The sequence below is a fragment of the Veillonella sp. CAG:933 genome (assembly GCF_000431435.1).
In the GTDB taxonomy this organism is placed as follows: Bacteria; Bacillota; Negativicutes; order Veillonellales; family Veillonellaceae; genus Veillonella_A.
Genome location: NZ_HF986218.1, coordinates 1 through 24,613, shown reverse-complemented (window position 1 = coordinate 24,613; position 24,613 = coordinate 1). Strand labels below are relative to the sequence as shown.

Here is a 24,613-nt window from a genome sequence, read left to right as displayed (position 1 = left end):
GGCTTTTTTACGGCTCGTGTAGAGAACCCCGCGACCGGCCATGTATTCGTCCAAAGCGGCGCGAATCGGTGCTGTTGCCGGGGTGTCATCAATGGTAATATTTGTAAGTTCCGTCATAAACGTGGTGTGACGGCAGTGGTCGGACCAATAGGTGTCGAGCACGCGAATTTCCGTAATGGTCGGATTACGTTTTTCCGTATTGGCGAAGTAATCTTGGATGAGTGCCAAGTCGGCATCGCTCATGGCCAGGCCCAATTCCTGACGAAGTGCTTTTAAAGCCGTTTCATCGGCGGTGATAAAGTTTTCAAGACTTTCAACCGGCTTTGGCGGCTGCACATCGAGGGCTAAAGATGTTGGGAGTTCGAGCGATGCTTCGCGGGAATCGACGGGATTAATATAATAATGTTTTATACGTGCCAAATCATCAGCGCTGAGATCGCCTTCCAAGGCAAACACGCGAGCCGTGCGCACGGTGGCACCCGATTTGAGAGTTAACATGGCAAGACACTGTTCGGCCGAATCGGCTCGTTGGTCATATTGCCCCGGCACGTATTCGGTGGCAATAATATGTGTATTTTCGGTTTGTGGGAGGGTGTCAAAAAGCTCATCTACCGGTGGTTCGGAGAAAATAAGCTGTTTGGCCTTGGCTAAATCTTCGTCAGATACGCCTTCAATGTCATAGCGTTCGTAAATAGTGACAGCTTTGACAGGAATATTCAGTTCCGTACGAATAGTTTGATACATGGAAGTAGCTTCGTGAGCAAAGCCTTCGCGTTTGCGGACGAAAATGCGATGAATTGACATAATAAGCCTCCTCTTAACATTGTCATTGGTGTACTGGCTATTGTGCAGTTGTTTAATTATAGATATAATATACCTATATTGACAATTCTAGTATATACGGTTTAGACTTATTAGTAAAGAAAAAATTGATTAGGAGGAGTTAGCAATTTCTTTCTTGTAATTATATTGACTTATTAATAGATGAGCGATTAACAAGTATGTTAAAAATACTGTTATATAGTTTTGAAATTACTATTACACGTTACGTGGTTATGGTATTATAATAATAGTTAAGACTTATTAATAAGGTATTAATTGTAAGAGACTAAGCAGTTTGAACAATAAGTTGGGGTTTGAGTGATAGTTGTTGCTGTAAAGGAGAGAAGATTACAATGAGTATTTCTACTGATTTATATCGTACTTTTTTAGGGGTGGGCTTACACCTGTCTTTTTCAAAAGCAGCGAAAGAGATAGGTGTATCGCAATCGGCCATCAGCCAAAGTATTAAGCAATTGGAAAAAGAGCTCAATATGGTGCTGTTCGAACGTACGACCAAATCGGTTTCGTTTACGCCGGAAGGTAAGGAATTGTTTGACACAGTGGCGAAAGCATTTTCCATTCTTGATAATGGCGTGACTCAATTACAGGATCGGTTAACTCATGAACAGGAAAGCGTTAAACTCGCTGCTACCGATACATTGTGTCGTCACTTCTTGTTGCCGTATTTTAAGATATGGCAGGAACAGGAACAGGAGACAGGTCTTCAGATTACGAACCGTCCATCCCCTGATTGCGTGACTATGGTGGAAAACCGTGAAGTACAGCTCGCTATTGTCAACACGTATGAAGGCTTGGAATCTAATCCGCAACTGGAAGTTATTGAGCTGCAAACGATGCAGGACATCTTCGTAGGCGGCCCGTTTTATAAAGGCATGGGCACAGTTGATGTGAATCGTCTCTTACAGGAGCCGTTATTACTGTTGACGCAGGGCGCCGCCAGCCGTGTTTTTTTTGACAAACTAACTAATAAAGCATTCAAAAAACCATCCTTCGAGCTCGGCAGCCTTGACGTGCTGATGGATTTAGTAGAAATTAACATGGGCATATCGCTCGTACCGGATTTTTTTGTAAAACAGAAAATCAAAGAAGGCCGTGTGGTGGAAATTAAAACGGACATCGTAGTACCGCCGCGCAAGATTGCTTTGGTTCGTTCTCGTTTGTTGCCGATATCCCAAGGAGCCGCCAAATTTATTGACCTTCTGCTTAAGAAGTGATATTGTAGAATAATCAAGAAGAATAATTAAGGAGACTTTCGCATGGAATTATTAAAACAACGCATTATGGAGGAAGGCATTGTTCTGAACAATCGCGTCCTAAAAGTTGACAGCTTTTTGAATCATCAAATCGATCCAAAATTGTTTGTCGCTATGGGTAAGGAAATTGCGGCGCGCTTCAAAGATAAGGGCATTCAACGTATTGTGACCATCGAAGCTTCCGGGATTGCCGTAGCCTTGCCGGTGGCGATTGAAATGGATGTGCCATTGGTATTTGCGCGTAAGAAAAAATCGATTCTTATGACAGATGACGTATATCATTCTGTTGTATATTCCTATACTAAAGAGGAAAATTATGATGTAACTATCTCCAAACGCTTCTTGCCGGAAGGTGAAAAAGTGTTGATTATCGACGACTTTTTGGCCAGCGGTGAAGCAGCTATGGGGCTTTGCAAGTTAGTGGAAAGCGCCGGGGATACGGTAGAAGGTATTGCTATTGTTATTGAGAAATCCTTCCAACCGGGCCGTGAACGCTTAGAGCGGGCAGGCTACGATGTACAGTCTTTAGTACGCATTAAGGCGTTTGAAAACGACCGTTGTGTATTTATTGAAGAATAATATTTTATTAGTTAAGGGGTGTAAGTTATGAACAGTAAAGCGGAAAAATTTGATCAGTTTTTGGCGGAACAAAACAAAACATAACATAACATAACCGGTTGGTTTGTTAAAGAAGAACATCAAGATGATGCCAATTCTGTAGTATATCGCGGTCATTTCGATGTAGCCGCACAACAATTGCCGTTGTTTGTGGTGCTCGATGATACGGTGTTCAATTTGATGCGCTTAATCGTGACTACCGGTGCGGTACCTGAAGATCGTCGTCAGGCGGTTGGCAGATACTTAAACGAATTAAACGGTCAGTTCAAAATTTTCAAATATTATTTAGGTGCCGAAGACCATGTGATTTATATGGATATCAGTGTTCCGTCTGCTGAAAATAACTTCAATCCTGAATTGTTGGTTCGTCTTTTGGCTGAAGTATTGGAACCGCATTTGGAAGAATTCTATCCTACTATTTTAGGTAAAGTTTTGGGGACCGAAACCGATCCTGCCGAAAAAGTAAACTAAGAGGTGCATTGTGGCAAACGCTAAGAATGAGAAAAGTGCAGTTTTTGAAAAGTTTTTGATTTCAGAAGATATTACCTGCTTCGACAAACGTAACATTGAAGATGAAGAAGATACGGTTGTATATCGTTCCTACATGCAAACTGATATGGGCGATATGCCTATCTTTGTGTTGCTCGATGCGACGATTTACAGCGTTATTCGCGTTGTGGTAGGTGCCAATGTGGTGACTTCCGAGAATTATCAGGCTATTACCGATTTTATTAATCGTGAAAACAGCATCTACAAAAACTTCAAATATTATGTTGAACAAGATGACAACAGTGTGTATTTAGACTGCATTTATATCAGTTCCAATACGGCGTTTGAGCCTGAGCTCTTATATGTGTTAATGAATCAAATCGTTCAATATATGCCTAAGGCTGTGCCGGCTTTGAAAGAAGCCATGGGAATCGAACAATTGCCGGATCCTTTTGCGCAACATGCCCATGAACATTAATAATCAAGGTGTTTTCTTATGTAAATAAGGGAACATCTTTTTTTTATAAAAATATCGATATTAATGTTCGGATAGTATCGAACGTTAAGAAAAGAATAATCTTTATATATTCGGATATTGTGTTGACTAATAAGAGGGCTTTTGTTAGAATTTAGATAGAAAGACTAATTCTGACCGCAGGGTAGTTTTTATTCTACAGCTAGGAGGTATACACATGAAAGTTGGCATCGTAATGGGTAGTGACTCTGATTTGGGAATTATGAAAAAAGCCGCCGACGTATTAAAGGAATTCGGCATTGACTATGAAATGGTTATTGCATCCGCTCATCGTACGCCGGAAGAAGTTAAGAAATTTGTAACACGTTTGGAAGCAGAAGGGGCTATCGCGTTTATCGCAGGCGCCGGCGCTGCCGCTCACTTACCGGGTGTAATCGCCAGTTTCACCGTATTGCCGGTAATCGGCGTACCGCTTAATGCGACTGCATTAAAAGGCATTGATGCTTTATTGGCCATCGTTCAGATGCCATCGGGCATGCCGGTAGCCACTATGGCCGTAGACGGCGCTAAAAATGCGGCTTTATTTGCCGTTCAAATCGGTGCCGCACAAAACGCTAAATTGAAAGAACAATACAAGACATATCGTGACGACATGGCAAAAGTTGTTATTGCCAAAAACGAAAAACTACAAGCGGAATTAAATACAAAAAGATTCGATTTTTAACACCTTGAGATATAATTTGATTAAAAATTTAGAGTAAAGTTTAATTTTAGTATGATTTTTACAATAAGTCTGAGAAAACACAGGAGGCTATATTATGAAAATGTTATATGAAGGTAAAGCTAAACAAGTATTTGAAACTGAAAATGCTAACGAATATTTAGTACATTACAAAGATGATGCTACCGCTTTTAATGGTGAGAAAAAAGGCACTATCCATGACAAAGGTGTTTTGAACAACAAAATTTCCTCTTTCTTCTTTGAATTGTTGACTAAAGAAGGCGTGCCTAACCATTTCGCTAAACGTCTTAACGATCGCGACCAATTAGTTAAGAAATTACAGATTTTACCATTGGAAGTTATTGTTCGTAACATCGTAGCCGGTTCCTTGTCCAAACGTCTCGGCATCGAAGAAGGTACGCCTTGCAAACGCCCTATCTTGGAATTCTGCTACAAAAACGATGATTTAGGCGACCCATTTGTTAACGAAGACCAAATCCTTGCTTTGGATTGGGCTACGGAAGAACAGATTGCTTTAATCCGTAAATATGCTATGAAAGTTAACGAAGTTCTTAAAAAATTCTTAGCTGACAAAAAAGTAACCTTGGTTGACTTTAAATTGGAATTCGGCGTTCATAACGGTGAAGTATTGTTAGGCGACGAAATTTCCCCTGATACTTGCCGTTTCTGGGATAGCGAAACTAACGAAAAACTCGACAAAGACCGTTTCCGTCGCGATCTCGGCAATGTAGAAGATGCTTACAAAGAAATGTTATTCCGCCTTACCGGCGAACGCGCTTAATAGGAGAGAGCAATGCATTACGACTCTGTATTTGACAAGTGGCATGAAGAGTGTGGAGTATTCGGTATTTACGACCGTCATTTGAATATAGGTAATTTTACCTACTGGGGCCTATTTGCGCTCCAACATCGCGGCCAGGAAAGTGCCGGTATCGCCATCAGTAATGGCAAAGATATTGAAGTAACTAAGGGCATGGGCTTGTTGACGGAAGCGATTAAAACGTTACCGGATGTAGAAGGCGGCTTCATTTCTTCCGGTCACGTTCGTTATTCTACGACGGGCTCCAATAACCCTAAAAATATTCAGCCTTTGGTGATTCATTATCAGGGCGGTGACATGGCCGTAGCGCATAACGGCAACCTTACCAATGCGTTGGCTCTTCGCCGTGAGTTGGAAGATAACGGATCTATTTTCCAGACTACGATGGATTCGGAAGTTATCGTAAACTTGATTGCCCGCTCTAAAGCAGCCAATACGGAAGACCGTATTATTGAAGCGGTGCGTCGTATTGAAGGGGCTTTTTCCCTCGTTATCAGCACGAACGACAAATTAATCGGCGTCCGTGATGCCAACGGGTTCCGTCCGCTTTGTCTCGGCAAAACCGAACACGGCTATGTGCTTTCATCTGAAACCTGTGCCTTGGATGCGATTAAAGCGGAATTTATCCGTCACATCGAGCCGGGTGAAATGGTTATCATCGATGATAACGGTGTGCGCAGTCGCTTGTTTGTAGAATCGGGAAAAGAAATTAATAAAGCACTTTGTGTGTTTGAATATATTTATTTTGCTCGTTCCGACAGTGAAATTGACGGCCAGAGTGTGTATCAGGCCCGCCTTAACATGGGCCGTGAACTTGCTCGTGAAACCAAATATGATGCGGATCTTGTCATGTCCATTCCGGATTCCGGTACGACGGCCGCTTTAGGTTATGCTCGTGAATCGGGGATTCCGTTCGGCGAAGGTCTTATTAAGAACCGCTATATGGGTCGTACCTTCATTAAACCTGACCAGGCACAGCGTGAATTGGCGGTGCGCATGAAACTCAATGCGGTAGCCGATGTGGTTAAAGGTAAACGTATCGTCTTAATCGACGACTCCATTGTACGCGGTACTACCAGCGGCATCATTGTGCGCATGCTCAAAGAAGCGGGCGCCAAAGAAGTATACATGTGCGTCAGCTCGCCGGCTATTGAATATCCTTGCCATTACGGTATTGATACGTCGGTCCGTAAAGAGTTGATTGCAGCGACACATACGATTGAAGAAATCAGAGATTATATTAAAGCGGATAAACTTCACTATTTAAGCCGTGAAGGCTTGTGCCGTGCAGTCAGCGGTGTTCCGGAAGCGGAACTGTGCTTTGCCTGCTTCGACGGTGATTATGCAGTAAGTGTTCCTATGGACGAAGATGAGGGAGGCAAATATGTGCTCGAATAAAGGCGGAATTACCTACCGCGATGCCGGTGTTGATATTGATGCCGGCAATAAAGCGGTCGAACTTATGAAAGCGGCGGTAAGACGTACGTATACACCGGGCGTTGTCGGTGATATCGGCGGTTTTGGCGGTTTATTCTCGTTGGCCGGTTTTGATATGAAAGAGCCTATGCTCGTATCCGGCACCGACGGTGTAGGGACTAAATTACGCCTTGCCATTATGATGGACAAACATGACACCATCGGCCAGGACTGTGTAGCCATGAGTGTCAATGATATTTTGGTACAAGGGGCTACACCGCTCTTTTTCTTGGATTACATTGCGGTGGGCAAATTAATTCCTGAACAAGTGGCAACTATCGTGCGTGGCGTTGCGGAAGCTTGTGAAGAATCCGGTTGTGCTTTGCTCGGCGGTGAAACGGCTGAAATGGCCGGTTTCTATGGCGACGGTGACTATGATGTGGCCGGTTTTGCCATGGGCATCGTGGATAAACCGCGTCTTTTGACCGGTGAAAACATTAAAGCCGGTGACGTACTCTTAGGCTTACCTTCCAGCGGTGTACATTCCAACGGTTTCTCCTTAGTTCGTAAGATTGTATTCGATCATAAAAATATGTCCTTGCAGGATGAAATTCCTGAATTCGGTAAAACCTTGGGCGAAGAACTTTTGACGCCGACTCGTTTATATCCGAAAGCTGTATTGCCATCCATTCGCAAAGGTCTCTTAAAAGGCATGGTTCACGTTACGGGTGGCGGTTTCTACGATAATATTCCGCGCATCTTGCCGGAAGGCACAACGGCCCGCGTGAATGCCGATGCATGGCCTAAATTACCTGTATTTGCCAAATTGCAGGAATGGGGCAATGTAGATATTAAAGAAATGTACCGTACCTTCAACATGGGTATTGGCATGATTTTAGTCGTTGACCCTGAAAATTTAGCCGCTGTAAAAGCGCAGCTTGCTAAACAAAACGAAGCTGTTTATGAAATCGGTCGCATTGAAGAAGCAGGTGCGGAACGTGTAATTATGGAAGGTCGTGAATTCATTGGCTAAGCGAATTGCCGTATTTGCCAGTGGTCGCGGATCCAATGCTGCCGCTTTATATGAAGCGATTAAGCAAGGTGAAATCAACGCAGAGGTTGTGGTCGTACTTAGCGACCACGCCGATGCGCCGGTGTTGGCTCGTGCCAAAGAATGGGGGGTACCAAACGTCGTAGTAGAGCGCAAAGGCTTTGATTCCAAAGAGTCTTTTGAAAAAGCCATGCTTGACGCTATTGCACCATATGAGCCGGAAGCCATCGTGTTGGCAGGTTACATGCGTCTATTGGGACCAACGTTCATTAAACCGTACGAGTACAAAATTTTAAACATTCACCCGGCTTTATTGCCGTCGTTCCCGGGCCTTCATGCGCAGGGACAGGCCGTAGCGGCAGGGGTGAAAGTGAGCGGCTGTACCGTTCATTTTGTAGATACGGGGATGGATTCCGGTCCCATTATTATGCAAGCCGTGGTGCCTGTCTATGCCGATGATACGGAAGATACTTTGGCGGCCCGCATTTTACCGGAAGAACATAAAACGTATAAAAAAGCACTGGCCCTCTTCTGTGAGGACAAATTATCGATTAAGAATCATATTGTACACATTGAGGACTAGCCCTTGGGCGGTCCTTTTGTGGCCATTTGTGCAATTTTGTTGGCTTAGGTCTGTTGTAGGAGGTCTTGTATGATTAAAAATGCACTCATCAGTGTATCCGATAAAACCGGCATTGTAGATTTTGCCAAATCCTTGGCGGAATTAGGTGTCACCATTTATTCCACAGGCGGTACTTTCCGTGCCATCGCTGATGCAGGCGTTACGGTGCATCAAGTGGATGAATTGACTAAATTCCCTGAAATGATGGATGGTCGTGTGAAAACGTTGCATCCTATGGTGCATGGCGGTATTTTGGCGGTACGCGACAATGAAGAACATGTAAAAGCTATGGAAGAACATGGTATTCAACCGATTGATTTGGTGGTTGTTAACTTGTACCCGTTCCGTGAAACCATTGCCAAACCGAATGTGGCCCTTGAAGAAGCCATTGAAAATATTGATATCGGCGGTCCTACCATGGTTCGTTCCGCTGCTAAAAATAATGCCTTCGTAGGCATCGTAGTAAATCCGGAACGTTATGACGAAGTCATTGCTCGCCTCAAAGCTGACGGCGACTTGGGTCGTGATTTCCGCTTTGCCTTGGCCAAAGAAGCGTTTGCTCATACAGCGGCTTACGATACGGCCATTGCCAACTATTTCAGCGAACAGCTCGGTCAGACACCGTTCCCACCGGAATACTTACAGGCTTATGAAAAAGTTACCGACCTTCGCTACGGTGAAAACCCGCATCAAAAAGCGGCTTTTTACAAAGAAATCGGCGAAGTGTCCGGTATGGGGGCCATGAAACAGCTTCACGGCAAAGAGTTATCCTACAATAATATCGTTGATATGGAAGCGGCTTGGAATATGGTTTGGGAATTTGAAGAACCGGCTGCTTGTATCATTAAACATACTAATCCTTGCGGCGCTGCCATTGGTAAGGATTTGCACGAAGCTTACGTCAAAGCATACGAAGCGGATTCCGTATCGGCTTTCGGCGGTATCGTAGCCTTAAATCGCGAAGTGGATGAAGCAACGGCTACGGAAATGAGCAAACTTTTCTTGGAAGTTATTATGGCGCCTAAATTCTCGGCGAAAGCCCTCAGCATTTTGACGGCGAAGAAAAATATTCGCCTCGTTGAATTGGCTCAGCCGAAAGCGGACCAAGTAGTAGTGAAAAAAGTATCCGGCGGTTTATTGGTACAGACAGAAGATGATTTGAAAGAAGATGAAGCATCTTACACAGTAGTAACGAAAGTTCAACCGACCGAAGCGCAGTGGGAAGAACTTCGCTTTGCCTGGAAGATGGTAAAACATGTAAAATCCAATGCTATTTTAATTGCTAAAGATAAGCAGACCTTAGGCGTTGGCGCCGGTCAGATGAACCGTGTGGGCGCCGCTAAAATTGCCCTCAAAGAAGCAGGCGATAAAGTGAAGGGCGCAGTCCTCGCATCGGATGCATTCTTCCCATTCGGCGATACCGTAGCGACGGCAGCAGAACACGGCATTACAGCCATTATCCAACCGGGCGGATCGATTCGTGATGAAGAATCCATTGCTAAAGCCGATGAAGCGGGCATTGCCATGGTATTCACTCATGTTCGTCATTTTAAACATTAATGAGGAGGCTTTATGAAAGTTTGTGTAATTGGTGGCGGCGGTCGTGAGCACACCTTAGCGTGGAAATTGGCTCAAAGTGATTCGGTTGAAAAAGTATATGCCATTCCGGGCAGTAAAGCCATGGAAGATGTGGCAGAGTGCATAGCTATTGATTGGCAGGACTTTGGTGCCGTAACTGAGTTTTTGACAAAAGAAAATATCGACTTGGTGGCAATCGGACCGGAAGCACCGCTCGTAGCAGGCCTCGCCGATGCGGTGCGTGAAGCGGGCATTGCCGTATTCGGTCCTTCAAAAGCAGCGGCTCAATTGGAAGGGTCCAAGGTATTTGCCAAAGACTTGATGAAAAAATACAACATTCCTACAGCAGCTTACGGTGTTTTTGATGATGTGGCAAAAGCAGAAGCTTTCATCGATGAAACCGGTGCGCCTATCGTTATTAAAGCGGACGGCCTCGCTGCCGGTAAAGGCGTTGTTGTAGCCATGACCGTAGAGGAAGCGAAAGCTGCCGTAGTGGACATGCTTTCCGCTAATCGCTTCGGCGATGCCGGTCATACGGTAGTTATTGAAGAATTTATGAGCGGCGAAGAAGCGTCTTTATTGGCTTTCGTAGATGGTACCACGGTAGTGCCGATGATTGCTTCGCAAGATCATAAACGTATTTTTGACGGTGACAAAGGCCCGAATACGGGTGGCATGGGGACCTATGCACCGGCTCCGGTAATGACGGACGCATTGCTTAAAGAAGCGTACGATAAGGTGTTGGTACCTATGGTGGCAGCGATGAAAAAAGAAGGCATGCCCTATGTAGGCTGCTTATATGCAGGCCTTATGATTACCCCGCAAGGCCCTAAAGTAGTAGAATTTAATGCCCGTTTCGGCGATCCGGAAACACAGGTTGTTTTGCCTTTATTGGATGGCGATTTAGGCGAGATTATGATGGCTTGTGCTAAAGGGACTTTAACCGAAGATATGGTGGCATGGAAAAAAGGTAGCGCAGCTTGCGTTATTTTGGCCTCTGCCGGTTATCCGGAAACATCCCACAAAGATGATGTAATTGACGGCGACTTGAGCTTTACTGATAATACCTTAATATTCCATTCGGGAACCGCTTATAAAGATGGCCATTTTGTGACTGCCGGTGGTCGTGTGCTCGGTATTGTAGGTCTTGGTGCCGATTTGCAGGTAGCTTTGGATGTAGCGTACGAAAGAGTAGCCAAAGTAGGCTTTGAAGGGCGTCAGTATCGCAAAGACATTGGTCAAAAAGCATTTGCTCATTTGAGATAAAATTCATCAATTTGTGAAGTTTCAAATCAACTTATTTACGCCTATTGAAAAATAGGTGTATAATAATAAAACAATTTATCTATTTTGAGTAGTATATGATAGGCCAATGAAGCGGGGCGTGATAGTATGGCGTTATACAAAAATCTTAAACGAGTTCGGACGAGGACCGGCAAAAGCCAGTTGGAAGTAGCACATAGTGTAGGGATTAGCAATGCAGCCCTTTCCAACTATGAAACCGGTTATCGCGAGCCCGATTTAGAAACGTTGAAGCAATTAGCCGTATATTATGGTGTATCCTTAGATGAATTGGCTGAGGTTAAGCCTAGTGCACCTCTGGTTTACGACTTATGGGCTGTTATTAAAAACAAGGAAATAGCTTTTAATGGCAAACGATACGCCTTGAAGCCGTCACAGCGTCAACAACTGCGCAAGCAGTTGGCCGCTTTTTTTGAAAAATACGACCCGGTAGTCGATAAAGTCGAGAAATAAGGTGCCCCATAAGGTAATCGAATTGATATGAATGACTATAGTAGTTGTAGCTATATTTAGCCTATTCATAATACAGTAATGAATTCATCGAATTGATTTTTAGTTGTGAGTAATGGTATGTATGCATTAAAATAGACGAAGTACTAAAAAGGAGTTCGGTCTCAATGTTCTACGTTGAGATCAGCTTCTTTTTGGCTTTTGATAGACTATAGGCCATGGTCTGTAGATTGATATTATTGATTTATGGATATGTTTGATATAAAAATCGGCGTTTTGGCACGTGGTTAAATTATATTGAAAAAAGTGATTGTAAAATAAAAATGGCAGTACCTATTACGATAAAATAATAGGTACTGCCATGATGTTTAATTAGCGACTGATTTATGCTGGGCTGTTTTTACAGTGTAATCGTCGAACCGGGTTCAACTACGAGGCCTTTTTGATTGTGCTTAGCTTTTAGTTCTGCCACAAAGGCATCCGGCTCTTCGTCGATAACCGGCCAAGTTTTGTAGTGAATCGGAATGGTTACGTCTGCTTTGATGAGGGACGCTGCGAGTAGCGCATCTTCCGGTCCCATGGTAAAGTTATCGCCAATTGGTAATAATGCGTAATCCAATTGACCAAAGCGATTTAAGTACTGCATATCGCTGAAGAAAGCCGTATCGCCGGCAAAGTAGAGTGTTTTATCGTAGAAAGTAACGATAACGCCTGCTGCATGACCGCCCGGAATACCGGCACCGTGGAAGGCAGGGGTAAGGCGGATGGAACCGAATTCAAAGTCGTGTTTGCCGCCCAAATGCATGGCGTGAGCTTTAAGACCGGCCTCTTCGGCTTTGTGCGCCACTTCGGCGGTAGATATTACGAGGGCATCATTGGCTTTGCCAATAAGGTCCGCATCGCCGTAATGGTCGCCGTGGCCGTGGCTGATAAAAATATATTGGCATTTAATATCTTCCGGTTTGGCTTTTTCCCAAGTATTGCCGTTGAAGAACGGATCAAATACGATAGATATTTCGCCGTTGGATAACATAAAGGTAGAATGACCGTAATACGTTAATTTGACTTCCATAAAAGACGCCTCCTTGTGATTTAAATATTAGACTACTGTTATAATTAATGATACCATAGAAATAGATTGAATTACATAAATTTTACATATTTCAAACTATATGGATTTTACATATTGTAAGCTGTTGGAAATAATAGAGGATAGATTATGGAATTGACACATTTTGATGAAGCCGGTAATGCTCGCATGGTAGATGTGAGTGAAAAGGCGGTGACGGCCCGAACGGCGGTGGCGGAAGGCTATATTTCGGTTAATGCGGAAATTTATGAGCGCATTAAGGTGGGGACTATGAAAAAAGGCGATGTTTTGGCGGTGGCTCAACTGGCGGCGATTATGGGCGCCAAGAAAACATCGGATTTAATCCCTTTGTGTCATCCTTTGATGCTCAGCAAGGTGGCTGTTATTTGTGAGCTTGATGAAAAACGCCGGGCCGTGCGCATTGAAGCTACGGTTAAAACATCAGGTCAAACCGGAGTCGAAATGGAAGCGTTAACCGCTGTACAAGTGGGGCTCCTTGCGGTATTCGATATGTGCAAAGCCATCGACAAGAGTATGGTTATGGGGCCTGTTTATTTAGTGGAAAAAGCGGGTGGCAAGAGCGGTCATTTTGTTAATAATAATCGACCGGCTAAGTAAATTTTAGAATGAAATATACTAAGTGGTGTTTTCAAAGATAAAGTACCCTATCCTCAATAAAGACTTGAACCATACTCCATAATTAGGTAAAATAAGATATTAGACTAAATAGATTCAATGACAGAAAAGAGTGTATTATGGAAATTGTATTGGTAGAACCGGAAATTCCCGGTAATACAGGAAATATTGCCCGCCTTTGCGCGGCCAATCACATGACCTTACATTTGGTAAAACCGTTGGGTTTTAAGTTGGAAGATAAATACTTAAAACGAGCCGGTCTCGATTATTGGGATCTGGTGGATGTACAGGTTCATGAAAACTTACAAGAAGTATATGATAAATATCCCGATCGTCGTTATTTCTATGCAACGACTAAAGCGAAACATACCTATGCCGAAGTAGAGTATCAAATCGGCGACATGTTGGTTTTCGGTAAAGAAACTAAAGGGTTACCGGAAGACTTGTTGGCGGCGAATTATGACCACACAATTCGCATCCCCATGATTGCGGAAGCCCGATCCTTGAATTTATCCAATTCGGTGGCGATTATCGCCTATGAAGCGATGCGCCAGTTGAATTTTCCGGATTTAAGAAACTTTGGTCATTTAACAATGAAAGGTGGAATTTAAAAAATGAATTACGATAAGGCTTACGAATTACAAAAAGCAATGCGTGAAAGTGAAGAATATAAAGCGTTGATGGATGCGCAAGCTGCTGTTGAAGGTGACAGCACTGCTAAAGGTTTAATTGAACAATTCTTGATGCAACAGATGCAATGGGAATACGCTAAAATGGCAGAAGCACCTGAAGCGGAAGAAATCGGTAAAAAATTGGAAGAATTAATGCCTATGATTCAAGCTAACTCCGGTGCTCAAGCGTATTTACAAGCTCATGTACGCTGGACTCAAGTTTCCAATGATATTTATCGTATTATCAGTGAACCTATTACAGAAGGAATGAAAATTCTTGAAAAAGATAAACAGTAATCTACAAGATCTTTATACTGATTTACAGCATTTGGTTGCACCCGGTTCACTGTGCTGCGATGAGCCTTTGTCAGCTCATACGACGTTTAAAATCGGCGGGCCTGCGGATATTTTCGTGACGCCGCAGACCATGTTACAGTTGAGCCAAGTATTGGCAGCTATTCATAAAGCGGGTGTACCGCTTACCGTGTTGGGCAGTGGTTCCAACGTATTGGTGCTGGATGGCGGCATTCGCGGTGTCGTTTTATCGTTAAGTGATATGCGTGAGACTATGGCAGCGATTGATGGGGTGTTAACCATCAGCGCCGGTTATATGTTAAAAGACGCGTCGGAGTTTGCCTATGCGGCCGGTCTTACGGGCTTGGAATTTGCCATCGGCATTCCGGGCACGCTCGGTGGTGCTGTATTCATGAATGCCGGCGCCTATGGTGGTGAAATGTGTCAGGTAGTAACCAAGGTACGTGCCGTTGATATGGCCGGTCAGGTAAGAGAATACAGCGCGGAAGAATTGGCGTTTGCTTACCGTCACAGTCGTTTTCATGAAAGTCATGAAATCATTGGCGAAGTAGATATTCGCTTAAAAGATGGCGATAAGGATGAAATCTTGGCCCTCATGGAAGATTTTACGCAACGCCGTGAGAGTAAGCAACCCCTTGAATATGCCAGTGCGGGATCTACGTTTAAACGGCCACCGGGATATTTTGCAGGGACGCTCATTGAGCAGACCGGTCTTAAGGGCCTCGCTGTGGGTGATGCGGAAGTGTCCCAAAAACACGCCGGTTTTGTTATTAATAAAGGACAGGCATCGGCTGAGGATGTGCTGAATTTAATTCACAGTGTCCAGGCCCGGGTTGCGGAAGCACATGGCGTTAATCTGGAGACGGAAGTGCGCATTATCGGTGAAAAGGCTCAAAAGTAAGAATATTTTGATTTTGTACGCGAAACGCCTCTTGAATCATTGAAGAGGAGTAAAAAATTTATATAAGCTTTTGCCCGAACGGGGTACTCTCTCTATCGAGAGTATTCTAAGTAGGGCAAAAATTATTATATCTAGAAATATTAAAATGTGGTTGACATCACTGATGTTAACCATGTATAATATTTCGGTAAGCATTTGAATCTTATTCCATTAGCCCCGGAAAGAGAGCAGGATGCTTTTTGGTAAAGTTAGTCGTTATGAGGAGGAATTAGCAGCATGAAAACCACATATATGGCCAATCCGAACACTATCGAACGGAAATGGTATGTTGTTGACGCTGAAGGTAAAACTTTAGGACGCCTTGCTGCCGAAGTAGCTAAAGTTCTTCGGGGCAAAAATAAACCAGCTTTCACACCACATGTTGACACCGGTGACCACGTTATCGTAATCAACGCTGAGAAAGTTCGTTTCACAGGTAAAAAATTAGAACAGAAAATGTATTTCCGTCATTCCGGTTATCCGGGCGGTTCCACATTCGTTACTCTTGGTAACATGTTGGCAAAACACCCTGAACGCGTTGTGGAAATGGCAGTTCGCGGGATGCTTCCTAAGAACAAATTAGGCGCTCAGATTTATCGCAAATTGAACGTTTATGCAGGTCCTGAACATCCACATGCAGCTCAGAAACCTGAAGTTTTGGAATTTGATATTCGGTAATTTCCGGGAGGAGGAACATACACATGGCAGTAGCTCAGTACTACGGTACAGGCCGTAGAAAATCTTCCGTTGCCAGAGTTCGTCTGGTACCGGGCACAGGTAAAATCACGATTAACAAACGTGAATTAAACGAATACTTCGGTCGTAAGACTTTGGAATTGATTGTAAAACAACCGCTTAACCTTACCGGTACGGTTGAACAATATGATGTAATCGCCAGCGTTGAAGGTGGCGGTCCATCCGGTCAAGCAGGTGCAATCCGTCACGGTATTTCCCGTGCGTTGCTCGGCGTTGACGAAGAACTTCGTCAGTCCCTCAAAAAAGCCGGTTTCTTGACTCGTGACCCACGTATGAAAGAACGTAAAAAATACGGTCTCAAAAAAGCTCGTAAAGCATCCCAGTTCTCGAAACGTTAATACTTGCTTTTTCAAAACCCCTACAGGCTTTGGCTTGTGGGGGTTCTTTTTATTTACACCTTTACCAATTTGAGCCAATATGCGTAGGTAGTATACAAGTAGCCTACAAAAAGGTTACAAATAGGTTACAAATAAAAATTGAAAAATTTTAAGATAAAATATATCATTTTGAATTTTATGTGTTATATTATAGTTGTTGGTAGCGTTGGTTTGAAAAAGCGTTCGTTATTTACACCTCCTTTCATGATGATATGAGAACAGAAAAAGCCGGTGCGCTCTATGGCTAGTGCGTACCGGCTTTTCTGTATTTATAACAGGTTGATAGCTTCTTGTAGTTCGGATATGCTTTTTTTAGTGTAATGCTTAACGGTTGTATTATAGCTTGCATGCCCGCACAGGCTTTTAATTGATACCGTGTTAGCGTTCACATCTGAAAGCATAGTAGCAAAAGTATGCCGTGTGTCATGTGGTCTATGCTTTTCATTTAGTGCTAGTGCCTTAATAATCGGTGTAAATATCTGTCTATAGTAGTAATCATAATTAATAGGCTTGCTATCTTCTTCAATTAAGTATTTTGATGCGGATGCATAACGTGCTTTTACATAGCTTAATATGTGGTGTGATATTGGTATCACTCTTAAGCCCGCCTTGGTTTTAGAATGCGTGATATGTATTACTTCATCAGTTAAATCAACATCTTCAAGTTTAATATTGAGTAATTCGTTAGGCCGTACGCCTGTATATATTGCGATAAGTAATACATCTGCGTACGGTACTTTTTTTACATTATTTTTTAATTCTTGTATTTCTTCTGCTGTGAATAGTGGCCGTTGCGGTGTTTCTGATTCAAGATTGATGCTTAATAGCTTGCTATAATCTTTTAATATAATATCGTTCTTCATTGCATAAGCATATATTTGCCGCAATAAGATAAGCATTTTACGCCGTGTGCCTGCTCCTTTGGGGCAATTATTAATAGCATCTTCTAAATGTGCTGCTTTTAAATTTCTTATTGGCTTATCTTTGATAGCATCAAAATGCAGATAGGCGGCTTCATATCCTCTTATGGTAGATTCGCTAGCATCCTTATATTTTTGCTTGCTCCATAATTTATATACATCATCAATAGTAAGCTTTTTTGTATCAATCGCATATGGATCATCATTATATAGTGCTAATGCTCTTATGGCTTCATTTTTCGTTTTGTAGTAGCCTATATATTTTCTTATTTGTTTGCCGTCCTCTGTTTTACCGGTAGTAATTCGGATGGCGTAAGGGTTGCGGCGGCCACTACCTAAATTTACTATTCCGCCATAGTGGTTAGGGTTTTTCATGTGGCTATTTCCTCTGTTTATTCGTCGAATTGGTAATAAAAGTTAATGCCTTCATAATCACAATCATTATTTTGATTATGAACTAGCATTTCAATCATATCGGCGGTTAAGTTACTATCAAAATCACAATTATTAATGTGTGCTAATTCGTGTAGTATGCTTTCAACTTGTTTAGCTTCTGATTTATTGCTATTTACAATTATTGAATAAGAGCCATCTAAATTATCATGTAATACAGCACCGGCGAATGGCGGCAACGATTTATAAATTATAATAACATTCATATATTGCTTATCTTTCACTACCTTTATTTACTTCTCTTTTTCAAGTCTTTAATTATATTTACAATAAGTTCTAAATCTTCTTTACTAATATCTTGTGCTACATCAAACAATAAGCGCATATCTGAATTTTGCCTTAGTTCTTCTGCGTATTTTGCAACATCTGCATTAGTATAATAACCTTCATTTTCATTTTCCCAATTTAATAATACAGTGGCCGGCACATTTAAAGCTTGTGCAAAATTTTCTATAACATTCATTGAAATACTTGCTATTTTTCCGTTTTCATATCTTTGAATAGTGCTTTCGCTTAAATTGACTAATTTACTTAAATCAGATAAAGTCATATTTTTTTGTTTTCTATATTTTTTTATTTGTTTTCCTATCCTTAAATTTATCTGCTCTTTAGTCATAGCTTTAGGCCTCCTTTACTTATAAACTTATATTATCATAAAATTGCATAACATACAATATAAAGTTAATAAGATATATAAAAAATTGCATATTGTGCTTGACATGTTGGTTAGCGTGTAGTATATTCTAATTACAGAAATTGCACCGAATGCAAAAAGTAGGAGGTGAAGAAATGAAACAAGAAAAATTAGATGCTTTGAAGGTTGAATTGTTCAAAAAGAAAATATCTTATAAGAAATTAGCGTTCTATATCGGTGTTTCTGTCAATACTATTAATAAGCGTATGAATGGCCGTGGTGAGTTTGATTGTGCTGAAGCTACTCTTATTAGTGATTTATTAGGACTTGATGTTAATAAAAGAGTTGAATTTTTTTTGAGCAAATAATTGCATGTCATGCAATAAAAAGAGGTGGAACGATGCTAATAGAAGATAGGTTTAATGGAAATCGGTACAAAGATTTGAAGGATGATATTTTAACTATCTTAGAAGAAACTGATGTAACTTATTCAGAAGCTATAGTAGCGCTAAGAACTATCTTAACTATTGTTTATAAGAAACAAGAAGAAGCCATTCAAAAAAGATGCCGGTATCAACATGATAATTAATTATTGGCGGTCTATGTTTAACATAGGCCGATGAAAGAAGGTGTTAAAAAGTGAATGCACTACAAATATTTAATAATTCGCAGTTTGGAGAAATTCGAACTACTGTTATTGACGGTGAACCGTGGTTTATTGCTAAAGATGTTTGTGATTGTTTGGAGTTAACCAATTCAAGAAAATCATTGCAACGTTTAGATGATGATGAAAAGGGTGTAACTTCAAGTTACACCCTTGGCGGGAAGCAAGAATTATCAACGGTTAATGAATATGGATTGTATCAATTAGTATTATCTAGTCGTAAACCGGAAGCAAAAGCATTTAAGAGGTGGATAACTCATGAAGTAATTCCAACACTTAGAAAAACCGGTAGTTATAGTATTGAAATTCCTAAAACATTACCGGAAGCATTAAGGGCTTATGCTGCGGAAGTAGAAGAACATAATAAAACTAAAGAGATCGTAGCAATGCAAGAACAACAAATAGCAGAATTTAAACCTAAACAAGATTACTTAGATAAAATCTTATCAAGTCATGCAGCATTAACCATTACACAAATTGCTAGTGATTACAATTTAAGCGCAATAGCGTTGAATAAGATACTTAATGAAGAACGCATTCAACGAAAAGTTAATGAACAGTGGATATTGTACGCTGAACATATGGGTAAAGGTTATGTTAAATCAGAAACATTCTTATTCACGCGTGCAGATGGTCGGCTTGATAGTAAAATCACTACGAAATGGACTCAAAAAGGGCGCTTGTTAATTCATGACATTCTAAAAAAGCGTGGCATTAATGCTATTCAAGATGAAATGTCAGAAGATTTTTATAATTAACAAATTTAGCTGATGTAACTTCAAGTTACATCAGGTATTAAAAGAAAGGATGAAAACAATGCATGTAAAAATTTTTGGCTTATGTGAAATTTTCGGTAGTGTAGAGGATGTAAAAGAGATTTTAACATTCATGGCTAATGAAGGCGGTTGCGGTTGTGATTGTTGCGATTGTGATGATGCGGTTAAAGATGTAGATATTGATGTTCTTGATGAAAAAGCAAGAGAAAAGCTAAATGAAATTGCTGATGAGTTAAGTGAAGCTTTAAATAATAAATTTAATTCTGATGATTCTGATGAAATTGAAAATTCTGCTAATGACGGTGCAAAGGAAATTTATCAACATCTTAAACCGTGGGAAAAAGAATTGATTCGGTCTGTAGGTAAAATTTTATTTAGAACGGCAAAAGAACATAATATTCCTTTAAAACGTGTATCAATCGAACTTGGTTCAGAAGATTGTAAATGAAAAAGAGGTGTAAATATGGATGTAGATTTAAGCAAAATGCAACCACTTGAAAAAGTAACGGTGAAGGAAGCAAGCCGTATTTTAAATCAATCTGAAGAAATGTTTAGGGCTTGTGTAAGAAGAAATGTATACCCTTTTGCGGTAGCAGCAGAAGTAAATGATAAGGGCGTATATACCTATACAGTTTTTAAAGATAAATTGATTAAATGGCTTAATAATTAATTAAATGAAATGGAGTGTGTAAAATGAGAAACTTTATTAACGGCTATCTATTTGTATTAGTATGTGTGCTAATTCCTGTATTATTCTTATTCGGTCATAAATTAGCAGCATTTGTAGCGTTTATTAATGTGCTGTTCGGCTTAGCAATCCTACAGTATGAAAATGTACGCATGAAAAAAGTGCAGAACCGCCGCCAAGCCAATTCTGCACTTTAAGAAAGGTATAAAACCTACGCTAATTATAGCACTGAAAAAGAGTTAAAAGGAAGATTGAGATATAGCGCCTATTAGGTCATTAATTTAAAAATTGATGCGGATTGATGAAAAGTTAAAGTAAATTAAATCTTAAATATCAAAAATTAGCGGTGAATTTAAAGCGTAGAGGAACGATATACACATCACACGATAAATTACACCTAAAAATAAAAATAATGTCAAATAGGCGCAATTTTATAAATTTTAGAAAGAAAGAACATTGCAATGATTAAGTTTAAAACAAAAGGTATTGAAGTAAAGGAAACATACGGTGATATTTACGCTGTTATTCCTTCATTGCCGGTAGAAGCGTTAAAGCTTAATACAGATAAAGAATACGATGTAACAATTAAACAACATCGTAAAAGCCGTTCATTGAGTGCTAATAGCTATTGTTGGTTGCTATGTGAACGAATAGCACAGGAACTTTCAAAAGAAGCTTATACAAGCAATGAAGATATTTATAGGGATGCAATTTTAAAAGCGGGCGTATATCGTGTAATGACTTGCTTATATGGTGAATTTCAAAAATTAACTAAAGATTGGGAAAGTTTCGGTGTAGGTTGGCAAGTAATACCGGTAGTAGTGCCATATCATTTGGATGTTAATAGTGAAATTGAGTGCCGTTTATATGTTGGATCAAGTCGCTATACCACTTATGAAATGTCACGGCTTATAAGTCATTTAGTTGATGAATGTGAAAATCTTGATATTCCTACAGAAGATGAAGCTTATATAAATAGCCTGTTGGAGCAATGGAATGAACAAGCGTAAATATAATGATGCTACACTCTATAGAATTACACGCTCGCAAGCGATAGAACGTGATTCAGTGCGTGGCTATCCAATGTGTGTATTGTGTAAGATTCGAGCAGCCGAGCAAGTGCATCATATTATTTACAGAAGCCAAAACGGAACAAGCGAATTAACAAATATAGCTTGCTTATGTTCCGGATGCCATTTTAAAGCGCATGGTCTTAATGGCGGGAATGCTAAAGAGATACGGCGCATATTATTAAAACGTGTAGAGGAAGCAACAACGAACTATGAAAAAAACAAAAGCAATAAAAATAGCGGTTACGGCGCTGCATACAAACGCAACGAATAAAGAAACTGTATACAGTGAAGATAAATCACGAATTAAGGCACTTGAAGAAGTGCTTGAAGTGATTGATAACGTTGAAAAGGAAAGCAGCGGTGTAATTGGAAATGGGAACGAGTAAAAGAAGATTTTTTTGGCTGAAATTAAAAAATGATTTTTTCGATGCTAAAGAAATTAAGAAATTGCGCCGTATTGCCGGCGGTGATACGTTCACAATCATTTATCTAAAGATGCTTTTAAAATCAATCACTAATGAAGGGCGGTTATATTTTGAAGGTGTTGAAGATAACTTCATTGAAGAATTGGCGCTTGATATTGATGAAGAAGTAGATAATGTGAAAGTCACGGTGTTATTCCTTCAAAAACAAGGCTTATTGCTAACGTGTGATGATGTGGAATATACACTACCGCAAGCGGTTGAAAATGTAGGTAGTGAAGGCGTTAGCGCTGAACGAATGCGCCGAATGCGACAAAGTGAAAAACAAAAACTTTTGTCACATAGTGACGGTGAAGCGTCACATTGTGCGCACATTGTAAAAAAAAGTGACGTAGAGATAGAGATAGAGATAGAGAAAGATATAAATAATAATATAAAGTCTTGCAAGCAAGACAATACACCTTCAAAAAAGCAAAAAAATGATACTGAATTTTTAGATTTTAAGAAAAATTGCATTGAGTATCTTAATAAAGTAGTTGGTGCTAAATACAAGACTGATAATAAAGCAACGGTAAGAGCATTGAAGGCAAGATACAATGAAGGCTTTACTTTTGAAGATGTAAAAACGGCGATTGATAAAAAGGCTGCTGAATGGCTTGGTACGGATATGGAAAAATATTTAAGGCCGGCTACATTGTTTGGAAATAAGCTTGAAGCCTATGTAAATCAAAAAGGGGGCGTGACTAATGGAAAACATAAAGCAGATATTAGAAAGAATTGGCAGCGCAACGATTGGAACGCAGAACCCGAAAATCTATAGAATGCCTGAATATGATGAGCCGGTAGTTGTTGATTGTGCTGTTAAATCTAAGCTTGATTATTTTGGAGTGCCTAAGCGGTTTAAAAATAGCACTTGGGAATTTATCCGAAATAACAGTGATACGGGCGATAAAGAGCGTATGCATAAGTTAGCGCAGATTAAAGAATACAGTGATAACTTCAAAAGCTATTTAAAAGATGGCATAGGCTTGCTTTTAAAAGGCGGTGTAGGTACAGGAAAAACAACAATAGCATTAGCTGTATTGCGTAATTACATTGATAAAGGCGGTAGAGGGTATTTTATAAGTGCGGTAACGTTGATGGATGAGATTTTTAATATTGCAGATTTTGCAGATAGAGCAAGGTTTGAAAATAAGCTTAAAACTGTGCCGGTGCTTGTTATTGATGATTTAGGTGCAGAAGGTAGCGGTGATATGGTAAGTCGTAAGATAGAAGCAATCATTTCAAGTAGATATAACAACGATTTAGTAAATATCATCACTACTAATTTAGGTGTTAAAGATTTAAAACGTGTGTATGACGCGCGTATTTATGACAGGATAAAAGAAACTTGCAAGGTGTTTAACATTGTAGGCGATTCGCTTAGAAAGGGTGTTAATTAATGAGTGCTACGAATCCGAATTATTATAGAGGGGCTAAATGGCAATCATGGGATGTAATAGAAATGTATCACATGGGCTTTCTGCTTGGTAATGCATTTAAGTATTTAGTGCGTGCCGGTAATAAGAACGATTTAAAAGAAGATTTAGAAAAGGCGGTTGTATATCTGCGTAAGTTTAAAGATACTCATCTTTTTGTAAATCGTGAAACATATATTGATAAGCTGCTTAATTGCTTTTGGTGGAATAAAAGCAAAGACTGCAATAATGCATTAAGTTATTGTGAAGATATTGTATGTGATTTAACAAAGGCTAATAACTTATCAATTCAAAGAAAGAACTGTTTAAGAACGGTATTATACATTGCTGTATTCAATCACTATTTAAAAGATAAGCGGGTTATTAATAGCCTTTTAGAACAATTAATAGAAGTTGTGCGTAAGGAGATAGCAGATTATGAAGCGGGTAACGTGTGATTATAGCAATGTTGATGGAATGATAGCCATATTGATTTTTGAGAATGGGATAGATCCGGATACTGCTTATACTATGGCAGAAGGTAAGCAAGTAAAGTTAATTGATATTGCAAAACAGGCTGATTTTTACAAGCGAAACAATATAAGTATAAGCGCATTATCTAAAATGTTAGGCGTGAATAAATTGAGCCTTAGAACGGCATTCTATAGAAAAGGAAAGAAAAAACGATGAATGAAGTATATTTAATGGGTAATTTAACAAAAGATGTTGAAATCAGATATACCAAAACCAATAAAATGGTATGCACTTATACGGTGGCTTGTAGTGAACGTTTTATAGCCGGTGATGGTACTGAAAAGGAAGTAACAGCATTTGTTAATTGTGTTGCGTGGGGGAAGTTAGGAGAAGCTGTAGGCAACCTCAAAAAAGGAAACCGTTGTTTCGTTGAGGGACGCTTAACCACTCGCTCATACGAAGGCAAGGACGGCCAAAAACGATACGTTACCGAGGTAGTAGCTAACTTTGTCGGTGCTCCGCTTGATGAGCCGGCAAAGCAAGCCTCTAACTTTGACAGTTTTGAAAAACAAGAGGAAAATATACCGTTTTAACGAGGTGCTAAATGG

At 40.5% G+C, this 24,613-nt stretch carries 36 protein-coding genes and 1 pseudogene; 32 read left to right on the top strand and 5 right to left on the bottom strand.

Annotated features, from left to right (window positions below; translation table 11 throughout):
- Window positions 1-804, bottom strand: a pseudogene (locus QZL64_RS10250) (phosphoribosylformylglycinamidine synthase); the annotation flags it as partial.
- A 371-nt stretch (window positions 805-1,175) separates the two neighbouring features.
- On the opposite strand from QZL64_RS10250, the gene QZL64_RS10245 reads away from it, so the two are divergent.
- The 12 genes from QZL64_RS10245 (at window position 1,176) to QZL64_RS10190 (ending at window position 11,662) form a co-directional block, all read left to right on the top strand.
- Window positions 1,176-2,057 (top strand): LysR family transcriptional regulator, encoded by an 882-nt coding sequence (locus QZL64_RS10245; protein ID WP_021841906.1) that lies wholly within the window; start codon window positions 1,176-1,178, stop codon window positions 2,055-2,057.
- A gap of 42 nt (window positions 2,058-2,099) precedes the next feature.
- Window positions 2,100-2,675: a xanthine phosphoribosyltransferase gene (locus QZL64_RS10240; protein WP_021841905.1), complete on the top strand. Its 576-nt coding sequence runs from the start codon at window positions 2,100-2,102 to the stop codon at window positions 2,673-2,675.
- Between the two features lie 90 nt (window positions 2,676-2,765).
- Window positions 2,766-3,185, top strand: coding sequence for a YbjN domain-containing protein (locus QZL64_RS10235; RefSeq protein ID WP_156704524.1), 420 nt, complete (start codon window positions 2,766-2,768; stop codon window positions 3,183-3,185).
- Between the two features lie 10 nt (window positions 3,186-3,195).
- A complete protein-coding gene (locus QZL64_RS10230; protein ID WP_021841903.1) occupies window positions 3,196-3,681 on the top strand; it encodes a hypothetical protein in 486 nt (161 codons plus the stop codon).
- A 214-nt stretch (window positions 3,682-3,895) separates the two neighbouring features.
- A complete protein-coding gene (purE, locus tag QZL64_RS10225; protein ID WP_021841902.1) occupies window positions 3,896-4,402 on the top strand; it encodes a 5-(carboxyamino)imidazole ribonucleotide mutase in 507 nt (168 codons plus the stop codon).
- Between the two features lie 94 nt (window positions 4,403-4,496).
- Window positions 4,497-5,201 carry a phosphoribosylaminoimidazolesuccinocarboxamide synthase gene (purC, locus tag QZL64_RS10220; RefSeq protein WP_021841901.1) on the top strand — a complete coding sequence of 235 codons (705 nt, stop codon included), beginning with the start codon at window positions 4,497-4,499 and terminating at the stop codon, window positions 5,199-5,201.
- A 12-nt stretch (window positions 5,202-5,213) separates the two neighbouring features.
- A complete protein-coding gene (gene purF / locus QZL64_RS10215; RefSeq protein ID WP_021841900.1) occupies window positions 5,214-6,638 on the top strand; it encodes an amidophosphoribosyltransferase in 1,425 nt (474 codons plus the stop codon).
- Window positions 6,625-7,689: a phosphoribosylformylglycinamidine cyclo-ligase gene (gene purM / locus QZL64_RS10210; protein ID WP_021841899.1), complete on the top strand. Its 1,065-nt coding sequence runs from the start codon at window positions 6,625-6,627 to the stop codon at window positions 7,687-7,689. The genes purF and purM overlap by 14 nt, the downstream gene beginning before the upstream one ends.
- Window positions 7,673-8,290, top strand: a complete 618-nt coding sequence (gene purN, locus QZL64_RS10205) for a phosphoribosylglycinamide formyltransferase (RefSeq protein WP_021841898.1) — start codon at window positions 7,673-7,675, stop codon at window positions 8,288-8,290. Before purM ends, purN begins: the two co-directional genes overlap by 17 nt.
- 69 nt (window positions 8,291-8,359) lie before the next feature.
- Window positions 8,360-9,889 (top strand): bifunctional phosphoribosylaminoimidazolecarboxamide formyltransferase/IMP cyclohydrolase, encoded by a 1,530-nt coding sequence (purH, locus tag QZL64_RS10200; RefSeq protein ID WP_021841897.1) that lies wholly within the window; start codon window positions 8,360-8,362, stop codon window positions 9,887-9,889.
- A 12-nt stretch (window positions 9,890-9,901) separates the two neighbouring features.
- A complete protein-coding gene (gene purD / locus QZL64_RS10195) occupies window positions 9,902-11,173 on the top strand; it encodes a phosphoribosylamine--glycine ligase (RefSeq protein WP_021841896.1) in 1,272 nt (423 codons plus the stop codon).
- Window positions 11,174-11,299: 126 nt separating this feature from the next.
- Window positions 11,300-11,662 carry a helix-turn-helix domain-containing protein gene (locus QZL64_RS10190; RefSeq protein ID WP_021841895.1) on the top strand — a complete coding sequence of 121 codons (363 nt, stop codon included), beginning with the start codon at window positions 11,300-11,302 and terminating at the stop codon, window positions 11,660-11,662.
- A gap of 397 nt (window positions 11,663-12,059) precedes the next feature.
- Here QZL64_RS10190 and QZL64_RS10185 read toward each other — a convergent pair whose 3' ends face one another.
- Window positions 12,060-12,731, bottom strand: a complete 672-nt coding sequence (locus QZL64_RS10185) for a metal-dependent hydrolase (protein WP_021841894.1) — start codon at window positions 12,729-12,731, stop codon at window positions 12,060-12,062.
- A 147-nt stretch (window positions 12,732-12,878) separates the two neighbouring features.
- On the opposite strand from QZL64_RS10185, the gene moaC reads away from it, so the two are divergent.
- From moaC to rpsI, 6 genes are all read left to right on the top strand, one after another.
- A complete protein-coding gene (gene moaC / locus QZL64_RS10180) occupies window positions 12,879-13,367 on the top strand; it encodes a cyclic pyranopterin monophosphate synthase MoaC (RefSeq protein WP_021841893.1) in 489 nt (162 codons plus the stop codon).
- 137 nt (window positions 13,368-13,504) lie between these two features.
- The gene (gene trmL / locus QZL64_RS10175; RefSeq protein ID WP_021841892.1) at window positions 13,505-13,996 is read left to right on the top strand and encodes a tRNA (uridine(34)/cytosine(34)/5-carboxymethylaminomethyluridine(34)-2'-O)-methyltransferase TrmL; all 492 of its coding nucleotides are present in this window, start codon (window positions 13,505-13,507) and stop codon (window positions 13,994-13,996) included.
- Window positions 13,997-13,999: 3 nt separating this feature from the next.
- Window positions 14,000-14,353, top strand: coding sequence for a YlbF family regulator (locus QZL64_RS10170; protein ID WP_021841891.1), 354 nt, complete (start codon window positions 14,000-14,002; stop codon window positions 14,351-14,353).
- Window positions 14,334-15,272, top strand: a complete 939-nt coding sequence (gene murB / locus QZL64_RS10165) for a UDP-N-acetylmuramate dehydrogenase (RefSeq protein WP_021841890.1) — start codon at window positions 14,334-14,336, stop codon at window positions 15,270-15,272. Before QZL64_RS10170 ends, murB begins: the two co-directional genes overlap by 20 nt.
- Before the next feature lie 276 nt (window positions 15,273-15,548).
- Window positions 15,549-15,989, top strand: a complete 441-nt coding sequence (rplM, locus tag QZL64_RS10160; RefSeq protein WP_021841889.1) for a 50S ribosomal protein L13 — start codon at window positions 15,549-15,551, stop codon at window positions 15,987-15,989.
- Window positions 15,990-16,012: 23 nt separating this feature from the next.
- Entirely contained in the window at window positions 16,013-16,405 is a 393-nt protein-coding gene (gene rpsI / locus QZL64_RS10155; RefSeq protein WP_006555777.1) for a 30S ribosomal protein S9, read from the top strand.
- 308 nt (window positions 16,406-16,713) lie between these two features.
- Here the strand turns inward: rpsI and QZL64_RS10150 are convergent, their stop codons facing one another.
- The 3 genes from QZL64_RS10150 to QZL64_RS10140 are packed head-to-tail and all read right to left on the bottom strand — an operon-like array spanning window position 16,714 to window position 18,433.
- Window positions 16,714-17,739 carry a tyrosine-type recombinase/integrase gene (locus QZL64_RS10150; protein ID WP_021841888.1) on the bottom strand — a complete coding sequence of 342 codons (1,026 nt, stop codon included), beginning with the start codon at window positions 17,737-17,739 and terminating at the stop codon, window positions 16,714-16,716.
- A 17-nt stretch (window positions 17,740-17,756) separates the two neighbouring features.
- Window positions 17,757-18,041, bottom strand: a complete 285-nt coding sequence (locus tag QZL64_RS10145; protein ID WP_021841887.1) for an ImmA/IrrE family metallo-endopeptidase — start codon at window positions 18,039-18,041, stop codon at window positions 17,757-17,759.
- Window positions 18,042-18,046: 5 nt separating this feature from the next.
- Window positions 18,047-18,433 carry a helix-turn-helix domain-containing protein gene (locus tag QZL64_RS10140; RefSeq protein WP_021841886.1) on the bottom strand — a complete coding sequence of 129 codons (387 nt, stop codon included), beginning with the start codon at window positions 18,431-18,433 and terminating at the stop codon, window positions 18,047-18,049.
- Between the two features lie 173 nt (window positions 18,434-18,606).
- On the opposite strand from QZL64_RS10140, the gene QZL64_RS10135 reads away from it, so the two are divergent.
- The 14 genes from QZL64_RS10135 to QZL64_RS10075 all read left to right on the top strand — a co-directional run bounded on the left by QZL64_RS10135 (window position 18,607) and on the right by QZL64_RS10075 (window position 24,598).
- Window positions 18,607-18,819: a helix-turn-helix domain-containing protein gene (locus QZL64_RS10135; protein WP_021841885.1), complete on the top strand. Its 213-nt coding sequence runs from the start codon at window positions 18,607-18,609 to the stop codon at window positions 18,817-18,819.
- Window positions 18,820-18,851: 32 nt separating this feature from the next.
- Window positions 18,852-19,040, top strand: a complete 189-nt coding sequence (locus tag QZL64_RS10130; protein ID WP_021841884.1) for a hypothetical protein — start codon at window positions 18,852-18,854, stop codon at window positions 19,038-19,040.
- A 50-nt stretch (window positions 19,041-19,090) separates the two neighbouring features.
- The gene (locus tag QZL64_RS10125) at window positions 19,091-19,873 is read left to right on the top strand and encodes a phage antirepressor (protein WP_021841883.1); all 783 of its coding nucleotides are present in this window, start codon (window positions 19,091-19,093) and stop codon (window positions 19,871-19,873) included.
- Window positions 19,874-19,931: 58 nt separating this feature from the next.
- Window positions 19,932-20,339, top strand: a complete 408-nt coding sequence (locus QZL64_RS10120; RefSeq protein ID WP_021841882.1) for a hypothetical protein — start codon at window positions 19,932-19,934, stop codon at window positions 20,337-20,339.
- Between the two features lie 15 nt (window positions 20,340-20,354).
- Window positions 20,355-20,561, top strand: a complete 207-nt coding sequence (locus QZL64_RS10115; RefSeq protein ID WP_021841881.1) for a hypothetical protein — start codon at window positions 20,355-20,357, stop codon at window positions 20,559-20,561.
- A 23-nt stretch (window positions 20,562-20,584) separates the two neighbouring features.
- Complete coding sequence (locus QZL64_RS10110) at window positions 20,585-20,776, top strand: hypothetical protein (RefSeq protein WP_021841880.1); 192 nt, start codon at window positions 20,585-20,587, stop codon at window positions 20,774-20,776.
- 264 nt (window positions 20,777-21,040) lie between these two features.
- Entirely contained in the window at window positions 21,041-21,589 is a 549-nt protein-coding gene (locus QZL64_RS10105; RefSeq protein ID WP_021841879.1) for a hypothetical protein, read from the top strand.
- Window positions 21,576-21,923: an HNH endonuclease gene (locus QZL64_RS14580; protein ID WP_021841878.1), complete on the top strand. Its 348-nt coding sequence runs from the start codon at window positions 21,576-21,578 to the stop codon at window positions 21,921-21,923. The genes QZL64_RS10105 and QZL64_RS14580 overlap by 14 nt, the downstream gene beginning before the upstream one ends.
- Window positions 21,862-22,038 carry a hypothetical protein gene (locus QZL64_RS10100; protein WP_021841877.1) on the top strand — a complete coding sequence of 59 codons (177 nt, stop codon included), beginning with the start codon at window positions 21,862-21,864 and terminating at the stop codon, window positions 22,036-22,038. The genes QZL64_RS14580 and QZL64_RS10100 overlap by 62 nt, the downstream gene beginning before the upstream one ends.
- Window positions 22,025-22,894, top strand: a complete 870-nt coding sequence (locus tag QZL64_RS10095) for a conserved phage C-terminal domain-containing protein (protein ID WP_021841876.1) — start codon at window positions 22,025-22,027, stop codon at window positions 22,892-22,894. The genes QZL64_RS10100 and QZL64_RS10095 overlap by 14 nt, the downstream gene beginning before the upstream one ends.
- The gene (locus QZL64_RS10090) at window positions 22,821-23,516 is read left to right on the top strand and encodes an ATP-binding protein (RefSeq protein WP_296309537.1); all 696 of its coding nucleotides are present in this window, start codon (window positions 22,821-22,823) and stop codon (window positions 23,514-23,516) included. Before QZL64_RS10095 ends, QZL64_RS10090 begins: the two co-directional genes overlap by 74 nt.
- Window positions 23,516-23,989 (top strand): DUF3310 domain-containing protein, encoded by a 474-nt coding sequence (locus tag QZL64_RS10085; protein ID WP_021841874.1) that lies wholly within the window; start codon window positions 23,516-23,518, stop codon window positions 23,987-23,989. The genes QZL64_RS10090 and QZL64_RS10085 overlap by 1 nt, the downstream gene beginning before the upstream one ends.
- Entirely contained in the window at window positions 23,970-24,221 is a 252-nt protein-coding gene (locus QZL64_RS10080; RefSeq protein ID WP_021841873.1) for a hypothetical protein, read from the top strand. Before QZL64_RS10085 ends, QZL64_RS10080 begins: the two co-directional genes overlap by 20 nt.
- Window positions 24,218-24,598, top strand: coding sequence for a single-stranded DNA-binding protein (locus QZL64_RS10075; protein WP_021841872.1), 381 nt, complete (start codon window positions 24,218-24,220; stop codon window positions 24,596-24,598). The genes QZL64_RS10080 and QZL64_RS10075 overlap by 4 nt, the downstream gene beginning before the upstream one ends.
- Window positions 24,599-24,613: the final 15 nt, after the last annotated feature.